The organism is Pseudomonas sp. NFACC02, assembly GCF_900110765.1.
Lineage (GTDB): Bacteria > Pseudomonadota > Gammaproteobacteria > Pseudomonadales > Pseudomonadaceae > Aquipseudomonas.
Window position 1 is genome coordinate 121,520 of sequence record NZ_FOEO01000015.1, and the last position, 10,142, is coordinate 131,661.

The following is a 10,142-nucleotide window of genomic DNA, read 5'->3' on the forward strand; positions in this document are numbered from 1 at the left end:
CAGCCTCTAAAAGCCGACGGAAGGTAGAAAAAAAGCGTAGAAAAACCCTTACCAATAGATAGCAAGCCATACAACTAAATATATGCTGAATGGCATTTAAGCTTTGCCCCTTATCACCCGATACCATCGATAAGACTGTAATCATCGACGGTGAGCCCCATGTTTAATAAAAAGCTAAAACGCGATTACGCAACGCTACAGGACGAATTGAAGACTCTTCGTCAAGCGCAGGAAATGATCGGGCTCGAAACGATTACGTTGACCGTCGACAGGGACATGAACATCACCGCGGCTGGACAGAAATTTCTGGAGTTCATCGGCAAGCCTCAGACGTCGGTCATCGGGCACCCTTTGAGTCGCTATACGCCCTCTTACGTGCGAGACCTGCCCTGCTTCAAGAACTTCCAGGCAGCGATGAGCAAAGGCACGAGCGTCTCTGACGATTACAGATTTCTCAGAGCTGACAACACGATGGTCTGGGCACGTGCCGTGTGGTTACCTGTCAAGGACGCCAGTGGTCAGGTGACGCACATGACGTGTCATGGATTCGACGTCACCGAAACTGTCAACCACGCCAGAGAGAACGACGCACTGATCCAGGCGCTCAACCGATCGACTGCAGTCATCGAATTCGATCTGTCCGGCAAAGTCATTACGGCCAACGATCATTTTCTGCGAGCCGTCGGGTATTCGCTTCCTCAGATTGCAGGTCGCCATCACAGTATCTTCTGTGAGCCGGCTTACGTTAATTCACCGGACTATGAGAAGTTCTGGGCGACATTGCGGGCGGGAAAGTTTGTGGCTGACCGGTTCAAGCGCATTGACAGCGGTGGCCATGAAATATGGCTGGAAGCAAGCTATAACCCGGTTCTGGACAGCGAAGGCAAGCTTTACAAAGTCGTCAAGTTTGCCACGCCGGTTACCGAACAGGTGCGCCGCGAGCAGGAGGTCAGCCATGCGGCCAGCACGGCTTACGACATCTCACAGGAAACTGACACGTCTGCCAATCGCGGCGCCTCGGTGGTCCAGCAAACGGTGGCCACGATGAATCAGATCGTCGACCAGATGACCTTGGCCTCGAACGGAATAGAAGCACTGGGCAAACAGTCCCTGTTGATCAGTTCGATCGTGCAGACGATCGGGGGCATCGCTCAGCAGACCAACCTCTTGGCGCTCAACGCCGCAATCGAGGCAGCGAGGGCAGGCGAACAAGGCCGAGGCTTTGCGGTCGTGGCCGATGAAGTCAGGCAGCTCGCCGCCCGCACCAGCGCAGCCACCGATGAAATTGTGACGGTCGTTCAGGACAACCAGCTGTTGGTCGACCAGGCTGTCTCGAGCATGGGCAGCAGCCGCACGCAGGCTGAGCAGGGGCTGAACCTCGCTCAACAGGCCGGGAGTGTCATCCTGGAGATTCAAACGGGGGCCCGGGAAGTGGTCGGAGCGGTAGCACGCTTCGCTAAACAGCTCTAAGCCTGTCACTGTCGAGCCGCTCAGGCAGGCGCCGTTTCTGATTCGGAGTCTCTGGCGATCCGCTACACCCGCAAAAACCCTTTGCCAAGGGACTCCATCAGATAATCGACGAAGCAGCGCACGCGGGCCGGCAGATGTGGCCCCCCTATGAACACAACGTGAATCTCCTCACCATCGCCCGGGTTGAATGCCTCCAGCAGTGGCACCAGTTGCCCTGCTTCAATCGCGTGTTGCACGGTCTCGGCACACACCCGGGCTATGCCCAGCCCCTCAATCGCAAGCTGGCCCTGAGTATCGCCATTGTTGGTTTCGATGCTGCCTTTGATCTTGAGGGCGTATTCATTTCCGTCTTTGATAAAGGGCCAGCCTGGAGCGGCGCGCTTGAAATTGAAGTCGATGCAATCATGACCGTGCAGGTCTTCAGGGACTTCAGGCGTTCCCCGCGCCGCCAGATACTCCGGTGACGCGACGATCACCTTGCGGGTTTTCCCCAGTCTCCGCGCAACCAAGGGCGCGTCAGCCAGAGGGCCGAGGCGCAGCGCGACATCGGCCTGACCTGCGCTGATGTCGACGACAGTGTCCGTCAGGTTTATATCGACCAGGATGTCCGGATACCGATGAGTGAAATCCTTTAGCAGCGGCAGCAAGAATGTTTTGCCATACAGAATCGACGCGCTGATCCGAAGGCGCCCACGCGGCGAGCTTCGGTCAGTGATCAATTGTTCGGTCTCTTTCAGGTCAGCAAGGATCCGTCGTGCCGAAGACAGGTAAGTGACCCCTTCTGCCGTCAAGGTCAGTGCTCGGGTGGTTCGCAGCAGCAGCCGGACATTGAGGCGTGCTTCAAGGCGATCGACAACGCGTGCCACAGATGAAGGCGCCAGATTGAGCGATCGTCCAGCGGCCGAAAAGCTGGATGTTTCGGCTACCAGAGTGAAAATTTCAAGATCGCCAATGATGTCCATGGTTTCTCACTTTTGCGCAGCACGCATAGGTATTTCGCTCAGATCGGGGCTTATCAGTGGGGTTGAGCGGAGTCTAGCATTGCGTACAACAGTGCAATGCACATTCATACGAACGGACCTTCGTCAGAACGTTGCCGTCCGTTGTGCTCAGGAGGACCGAGCCATGGTTATGCCTTACACGATCCATATCCCTCAAGAACGTCTGAACGCTATCAAGGCGAAGGTCAGTGCCTATGACTGGAGCCAACTGCCGGATACCGGCGGTTGGAAATCCGGGGTGGGCATTGATGACCTCAGGCGGCTTACCCATTACTGGGAACATGACTACGACTGGCGCAAGGTGGAGCGACGGCTTAATCAGCTTCCGCATTTCACCACCGATATCGAAGGTGAATGCATTCATTTCCTCCATGTTCGCGGCGACGGTTCCAAGCCTCCCGTGCTGCTGTTGCATGGGTGGCCGGGATCGTTTATCGAATTCGAACAGCTGCTCCAACCATTGAGTGCGGACGGACACGACGTGATCGTGCCCTCGTTGCCGGGATTTGCATTTTCGACGCCCATCACAGGCGTCATCGGGCCACGGCGAGCGGCTCAACTGATGAATACCTTGATGAAGCGGTTGTTTGACCAGTCGCGTTACATCGTGCAGGGCGGAGATTGGGGGTCGGGTATCGCCGGCTGGCTGGCTCACGATTCTGCTGAGGCGCTGTACGGTATTCACCTCAATATGGCCGACTTGCTTGTCGAAGGCATTAAAGCAGGCACACCGGAAGAGATGGACTTCGTCGCCAGGCGCGACGTGCTCCTGGACTGGGAAACCGGCTACAACCATGAGCAGGAAACCCGCCCTCAGACACTGGGCGTGGCCATGGCCGACAGTCCCGTGGGCGCTGCCGCGTGGATACTGGAAAAATTTGGACGCTGGGCCGACTTGCCACGCAATGCGAACGGCGATCCCGACATCTGGAGTGCGTTTAATGAAGAGCAGTTGCTGACCAACATCATGCTCTATGTGGCGACGTCCTCGTTCGTCACGGCGACCTGGATGTACCACGGCAAGCGTCTGGAAGGCTCTGGCAAATTTCCCGCAGGTACCCGGATTCAGGTTCCGACCGGGTTTGCAGCCTTCCGCGACCCTGTCTTCATTCCGCCACCACGATCCTTTGCCGAGAAAACCTTCAACATCGTGCATTGGACTGAGATGCCGCGTGGCGGCCACTTTGCTGCCTGGGAGCAGCCGGATTTGATGCTGGAGGATCTACGCCGCTTTATCGCGAAAATTTTAGTGTGAGTTCCGGGCGGCGTGGCACAGATCAGCCTGCGACCTTTGGTGGAAATGGCTGCGTAGCGCTCCATCGGGTCGCAAACCGCCCTTGTGATGAGCCCGCGCTCCGATGCGTCGAGTCCGCGAATACAGTCACCAACTGACGCGCACGCCCAGGGTCCCACTTGCGCCTTCAAGCGCTTCGCTGTCCAGATGGGTGTCGTAGTCCATGGCCAGATAAAGGCTGACATTCGACGACACTTTCGCCACAACGCCAACGCCAACGTCTGCGAAAGAGGACCTGTGATCCGTCTTGATTCGGTCGACGCCGTTATAGGTGACGGTGTCCTTCCCGCCAAACGTGTGCCAGGTGTTGGCGCGCAGGTAGGGTTCCACGGGGAGGTTATTCACCAGATACCGCCCCTTGAGCCGCGCGCCGACTCGCCCCGTCCAATAGGCCTGTGAGTCGAATGAAACATCGGATACGCCGTCATTCTGTTTATCCAGATCGATGCGTTGATGAATGATCTGAACCTGGGGCTCGACAACCCAGTGATTCGAGACAGAAAACGGATAACCGCTCTCCAGCGACAGCGTGACCGCCCGACCTTCGGTGTCGAGTTTGACGCCTCGAGCAGATCGGTTGTTGCCGCTCAGGCGTGTGCCCATCGCAACCGCATCGAGGTACCCGCCGTTTGGCCCGACAAGGGTCCAGTACGCGCCGAAATGATCGCCGTCCAGCTTCAGGCGACCGGCTTTGCGGCGCTGGAAGCCTTCAGCAAACCCGTCGACATCACCTCGCAGCCGACTTTGCCCGACGAAGAATCCCACGCGCTGCAATTGACCAGAATCGGTGGCGGCAGCATAGAGGTCATGGCCGATCTGGTAACCCTGACTTGAACCGTCAAAGCGCGGCGACGCGGTACCCGACCAGCTCTTTTTGAAATCACTGCCATAGATTCGCGCCCATCCGGCGGGAACACCTCCTGCTTCGGTCAGCAGACTTTGTTCACCCTGGCGGTCATGGAATGTGCCAAGCGCGGACAGGGTCATCAGTTGCGCAGCGGGCACGACGACCGAATAGACCGGAACCTCAAGACGATACAGGGGAATGGCCTCGTCACCCGGCACAGCCTGGGGAACCGGAGGCGTCGTCGCGGCAGGCACTGGCGAGGTGCTGGCCACGGCCATCGGGTCGGAGGTCGCAGGCAGCGCCGGTGCAACCGGCGTTGCAGTGGGTGGCTCGACGACCGGCTCATCCACCCCCACCGTGGGCGGCGCGACGGGCACTGGCACCGTGGGCTGCGGCACCACGGGCGCTGCGGGAGGCGTCGGCACCGCCAGTGGAGCCACCGCCACCACAGAAGATCGCAAGTACCAGTTATTCTCGGTTCCCGCTGTCACGCCACCTTTGAACAGGTAGTACTGATAAGCGCCCGCCGACACCGAACCTTTCAGAGCGAAGGCATCATTGCTGCTGGTCGCACCATTGACGGCCTGAACCACCTCGATACCGCTGGCCTGGGTAAGCCCACCCAGACCACCCAGATTGGTTACGCCCAACTGAGTGTTGCCACTGATCGCGCCTTGGGACACCACCAGCCTGTCGCTGGGAGCGCTGTCATCGCCCAGCGTCGTCTGAATCAACAACTGACCGTTGCTGCCCACATAGTTGCCGAACACGCTGAGCGTATCGCTGGCAGACGCGCTTCGAGACGTCATGTCGATCACCCCGGCGTTATTGAGCGTTGCGAGCCGATCGGCGATGTAGGGCCGGATCGCCCCCTGCACCGACGTCAGCGTGCTGCTGGCGTCGATGTTAAAGGTGCCAGTGCCCGTGGCGCTGTCCCCCATGAAGAAGTCACCGTCCAGATCGAACCGCGACTGATCGGAAAGGTTGACCGTCTCCCAGCCGACGTAACGTCCCGGCGTGGCGGATGAGGTGTTGATGAACGTCAATGTGTCCGTGCCCAAACCGCCGTCCAGCGCCGGTGTCGCATCGAGTGTGCTCTGCGTGAGACTGGCAACACGCGCGGTGTCGTCTCCATCGCCCATCAGCACCGCCGATTGAATCTGTCCCTCACCGTCCCAGTCGAACGTGTCGTTTCCGAAACTGGCGCGTATCTGCCCGGAGATGACGCCGCCGGTGACGGTGATGCGGTCGTCCCCTCCACTCACGCTGATGTTGCCGCCGATGCTGCCGCCCGAGACGATGACGGTGTCGCGACCGAAGCCGGTGACAAGATTGCCGATGATCTGACCGCCTGACAGCTCGAAGATGTTGTCGTCGAGCTTCATGTCGACTCGGCCAATCGTGCCTCCACTCATGGCTGCCACATCGCCATCTTCAAAGGCACCGATGATGGTCCCACCGCTCATGGAGAACAGGTCGCGGCTGTCGCCCTGAGCCAGCGATTGAATGGAGCCTGCGGTCATGACGAAGCTGTCCTGTCCGCTGCCTTGCGACACAGCGCCGCGAATGGTGCCCCCGCCGATACGAATGGCATTACCGCCGTCACCCAGGTCGACACTGCCGAGTATGTTTCCGGCGTCCATCTCCAGGCGGTTTGTCGCGGTGCCAAACTGGACATTACCGGTAATGGTCCCTGTACCACCGACCGGAAGCGTTAATGTGTTGTTGCCCAGCAGATCAACAAGCCCCGGGCTTGTGCCGCTGTCGCAGACATAACTGTCATTACCTGCACTGGCCGTCAGCGAGCAGGCGGCGTGTGCCTCCGTGATCGGCAGTAATACAGCAGAGACACAATACGCGTAGAAAATGTCACTGACCCGAGTCTTGAAAGTCCGTTTCATCAGGCATGCTCCTGCAGTAACCCAAGACAGGCTTACTTCCTTGGACGCAATGCTGTTCGATACTTACTGCACCGAACTTTGTTCTTGTTCTTTGAGCTAAGAGCAACTATCAAACACCGTCAACTTATCCGGGATACCGTTCGGAAGATGCGCCAAGGTGTGGCCAGCGAGGCGCGTTGAAAAGCCGGAGGGCTTGCCGCTGTCATCGGCGCCTCGTGAGCCACTTTGACGCAGGGATCGTCGGTTGTGACAACGTTAACAACGGCGTAGACTGCGCCTCATCTGGTCGTACCCTCCCATACTCATAATAGTTTGCTGACTGCATGCACCGCACAGGCTCCAGCCTCGCGCGGCGTTTCTGCTTGTCGGCGTTTTGCAGGTGTGAGCGCCGCGACCTTGGCAGTTCCAATCGTTACCTTGAGGTTGACGCGTCCTTTAATGAACACCACCGATGCTCGCACTGGCAGTTGGCTCAGCGTAATCGCGCTGGCCCTGGCGGCTTTTATCTTCAACACCACCGAATTCGTGCCGGTCGGGCTGCTGAGCGCCATCGGCCACAGCTTCGACATGACCACCGCGCAAGTCGGCCTGATGCTGACGGTGTATGCGTGGATCGTGTCCCTGATGTCGTTACCGATGATGCTGATGACCCGCAACATCGAGCGGCGCAAGCTGTTGACCTTCGTGTTCATCCTGTTCATTGCCAGCCATGTGATGTCGAGCATGGCCTCCAGCTTCGGCATGTTGCTGGTCAGCCGGGTCGGTATCGCCCTGGCTCACGCGGTGTTCTGGTCGATCACCGCATCGCTGGCGGTGCGCGTCGCGCCTGCGGGCAAACAGGTTCAAGCCCTGGGTCTTTTGGCGACAGGCACTTCGCTGGCGATGGTGTTGGGTATCCCGTTGGGCCGCGTGCTGGGCGAAGCGCTGGGCTGGCGTACGACGTTTCTGGCCATTGCCATCGCGTCGGGCCTGACGGTGCTGGTGCTGATCAAATCGCTGCCGCTGCTGCCGAGCCAGAACTCAGGCTCGCTGCGCAGCTTACCGATCCTGTTCAAGCGTCCGGCCCTGGTGTCTCTCTATGTGCTGACTGCGCTGGTCATCACCGCGCAGTTCACCGCCTACAGCTACATCGAGCCCTTTGCTGACGTGGTGGCCAAGATGAGCGGCGAGATGACCACCATCATCCTGTTGCTGTTCGGCGGCGCCGGCATTCTCGGCTCCCTCGTGTTCAGCCGCTACAACAACCGCTACCCGCGCGGGCTGTTGATCACGGCCATCGGCGCGCTCGCGCTGTGTCTGATTCTCCTGCTGCCGTTGTCAGGCAAGGCCTCGTGGATCGCGACCCTGAGCGTGGTCTGGGGCATGGCGATCATGTGCTTCGGTCTGGTCATGCAAGCCAAGGTATTGGCCATGGCGCCGGATGCAACGGATGTCGCGATGTCTCTGCACTCGGGGATCTACAACATCGGCATCGGTGGCGGCGCTCTGCTGGGTAGCCTGGTGATCAGCCAGTTGGGCATCGCCAACATCGGTCTGGTGGGCGGCCTCGTGGCATTCAGTGGTCTGGTGCTGGCAGGGCTGGCCACCTATCGCTACGGGGAAACCCTTCGCGCTTGAGGGCTCGTTAGCCTCTGTAACAGGGCTCGTGCCTGCGATTATGCCGCGTCGGACGCCCTGGCGAAATCCGGCGCGCTACAGTCGCTGGATTAACGCAACGTTTCCAGGTTCCGCGTCTACCATCATTCCTGTCGATAACCAACATTCCTGCATTTGCCTTCCGCTCAAAAATCAGGGGCGTACTATCACCTCACACCCGGACACGAACGGAGGGCAGGAAAAATGGTTATTCATCTTCTGACTTGCTTGACGCTGAGCGCTTTCACCAGCTACCTCGTCGCCCTCAAACTTTTCGCTCCGGAACCCGTGCACGTCACGGCGGACGAAAACAGTCATCGTGTTATGGCAAGGGCCAACTAAGGCCCCAGTAGCTGACACTTATCAGCACCTTGTACCTTTCAACTTGATGTTTGATGCGGAGCACTCGACATGACCCGAGACGTCACCCTGCACGTTAGTTTTCCAAAATTTGGTAATAACTATTACTCACAACATGTCGTCGTTCGTAAAAACCGTCACAGCCTGATTGAAGACAAACGCTTTGAAGCCTTCATGATGCCGTCGGCGGAAAATCACTTCAGCAATGAAGTGGTGGGCTTTAACGATCAGTTCCGTTTTCTGACTGATGTGTTAGCCATGCATCTGCTGGAAGTTGAAAGCGCGCGACCTGCCAGGAGAACCCGCCAGTCGGCTCAGTCGCGCAGCGTGTAAGATCACAGGCCATTGACGCCGATTGTTTTGAGTTCCCCTGCTCGACAACAATCCAGTCAATGGCCTGTTGCTGTTTGACGTTTCCTGTCCGCGCCAGCCCCCCTTCTCCAGACACACTCTCCACAGACGCTCAGGGGTTCCCTGAACGATATGGCGCATCGCCCACCCCGAAATACACGCGCACTGTCCGACGTTAAACGAACACATCCGCTGGCGGAAATCCAGAATCCGCTGTCTCATGCAGCAGGCTCGTAGACATCACGACCCCTCACCCAACTTTCTGCGGAAAACGCCATGAAACACGCCCTGCTCACCGGCCTGCTCCTGACTGCCCTGGCCTTGCCTTTCAGCGCCACGGCCAACGACGACACTAGCCTGTGCCAGATCAACCTGAGCAAGATTCGCGACGCCAAGGTCGCCAATCCCAACCTCAGCGATGCCGTGAAAAGCGACATCGACACCACCGTCCACCGCGCCGAATCGGCACTGGCCCGGCACAACGACGATGGCGCGAGGGAGTGTGTTTCCTTGACCCAGCAGGCACTGCAAAAGGCGCAGAGCAATTAAGGCCAGACGCCACACGACAGATCCGCTGTGAGCCGGCCTGCTGGCGAATGCGGCGCGTCAGCACCATCACCAGCGACTGACCCACCGCATTCGCGGCCCTCGTAACCTCGGACGGCTCCTACAGGGGCCCAGGTTGACGCGCAAACCTGTGCCCAGACCACAAACCTGTAGGAGTGAGCTTGCTCGCGAATGCGATGGGTCAGCAACATCAATGGTGACTGACCCACCGCATTCGCTGCCCTTGTAACCTCGGATGACTCCCACAGGTTTTATATTTATTCAACGATTGAGGTGTTGAACCTAAACAGCGCAAGCGCGCCGTGGCTTTTGATCTTCATACCGCAGCAGGCCAGACACCACAAAGCGCGACTTGGGTGCAGGCCAAACGCAGACGGCGCGCAGTGGGTCGAGCGGCATGGATGCCGCGAGAGCGCCGTCAGGGCATGGATGCCCGTTCGGCGCGGGCCCACGGAGCGTCGTCGGAGTGCGGGTACCCGACGCAGGAGGGCCAAGCCAGGAGCCAGACACTTGGTTACTTGGTGTCCTTTCAAGTAACCCGCCGAAGGCGGAACAGTTTGGACGTTAGGACAAGCCACACCGTCAGCGTCACCCCAAATAGTGGAAATGCGCACCATACAAGCCGGCTTGCTGGCGAATGCAGTGGTTCAGCAGCATCGAAGGTGACTGACACACCCCATCAACAGCCCTCGTAACCTCGGACGTCTCCCAGGGGT

At 58.7% G+C, this 10,142-nt stretch carries 6 protein-coding genes and 2 pseudogenes; 6 read left to right on the forward strand and 2 right to left on the reverse strand.

All coding sequences use genetic code 11. The features are described 5' to 3' along the window. Positions 1-234 precede the first annotated feature (234 nt). Together BMY73_RS28880 and BMY73_RS28885 are read left to right on the forward strand one after the other, a co-directional pair. Positions 235-936, forward strand: a pseudogene (locus tag BMY73_RS28880) (PAS domain-containing protein); the annotation flags it as partial. 99 nt (positions 937-1,035) lie between these two features. After that, a pseudogene (locus tag BMY73_RS28885) lies at positions 1,036-1,470 on the forward strand (methyl-accepting chemotaxis protein); the annotation flags it as partial. A 62-nt stretch (positions 1,471-1,532) separates the two neighbouring features. On the opposite strand, the gene BMY73_RS14810 reads toward BMY73_RS28885, so the two are convergent. After that, entirely contained in the window at positions 1,533-2,432 is a 900-nt protein-coding gene (locus tag BMY73_RS14810) for a LysR family transcriptional regulator (protein WP_092407982.1), read from the reverse strand. Between BMY73_RS14810 and BMY73_RS14815 the strand changes: the two genes are divergently transcribed. Next, positions 2,353-3,726 carry an epoxide hydrolase family protein gene (locus tag BMY73_RS14815; protein ID WP_256571185.1) on the forward strand — a complete coding sequence of 458 codons (1,374 nt, stop codon included), beginning with the start codon at positions 2,353-2,355 and terminating at the stop codon, positions 3,724-3,726. The two genes, BMY73_RS14810 and BMY73_RS14815, sit on opposite strands and share 80 nt — an antisense overlap. A 126-nt stretch (positions 3,727-3,852) precedes the next feature. Here BMY73_RS14815 and BMY73_RS14820 read toward each other — a convergent pair whose 3' ends face one another. Beyond that, entirely contained in the window at positions 3,853-6,513 is a 2,661-nt protein-coding gene (locus tag BMY73_RS14820) for an autotransporter family protein (protein ID WP_092407986.1), read from the reverse strand. A gap of 438 nt (positions 6,514-6,951) precedes the next feature. Here BMY73_RS14820 and BMY73_RS14825 point away from each other — a divergent pair, with 438 nt between their 5' ends. From BMY73_RS14825 to BMY73_RS14835, 3 genes are all read left to right on the forward strand, one after another. After that, complete coding sequence (locus tag BMY73_RS14825; RefSeq protein WP_092407988.1) at positions 6,952-8,130, forward strand: sugar transporter; 1,179 nt, start codon at positions 6,952-6,954, stop codon at positions 8,128-8,130. 429 nt (positions 8,131-8,559) lie between these two features. Next, positions 8,560-8,841, forward strand: coding sequence for a hypothetical protein (locus tag BMY73_RS14830; RefSeq protein ID WP_092407990.1), 282 nt, complete (start codon positions 8,560-8,562; stop codon positions 8,839-8,841). Positions 8,842-9,135: 294 nt separating this feature from the next. Next, positions 9,136-9,408: a hypothetical protein gene (locus BMY73_RS14835; RefSeq protein WP_062378703.1), complete on the forward strand. Its 273-nt coding sequence runs from the start codon at positions 9,136-9,138 to the stop codon at positions 9,406-9,408. Positions 9,409-10,142: the final 734 nt, after the last annotated feature.

Bases quoted from the DNA above. Each gene is read 5' to 3' on its own strand.
- BMY73_RS14810 (WP_092407982.1), bottom strand. From the start codon at position 2,432: ATGGACATCATTGGCGATCTTGAAATTTTCACTCTGGTAGCCGAAACA.
- BMY73_RS14820 (WP_092407986.1), bottom strand. From the start codon at position 6,513: ATGAAACGGACTTTCAAGACTCGGGTCAGTGACATTTTCTACGCGTAT.
- BMY73_RS14825 (WP_092407988.1), top strand. From the start codon at position 6,952: ATGAACACCACCGATGCTCGCACTGGCAGTTGGCTCAGCGTAATCGCG.
- BMY73_RS14830 (WP_092407990.1), top strand. From the start codon at position 8,560: ATGACCCGAGACGTCACCCTGCACGTTAGTTTTCCAAAATTTGGTAAT.
- BMY73_RS14835 (WP_062378703.1), top strand. From the start codon at position 9,136: ATGAAACACGCCCTGCTCACCGGCCTGCTCCTGACTGCCCTGGCCTTG.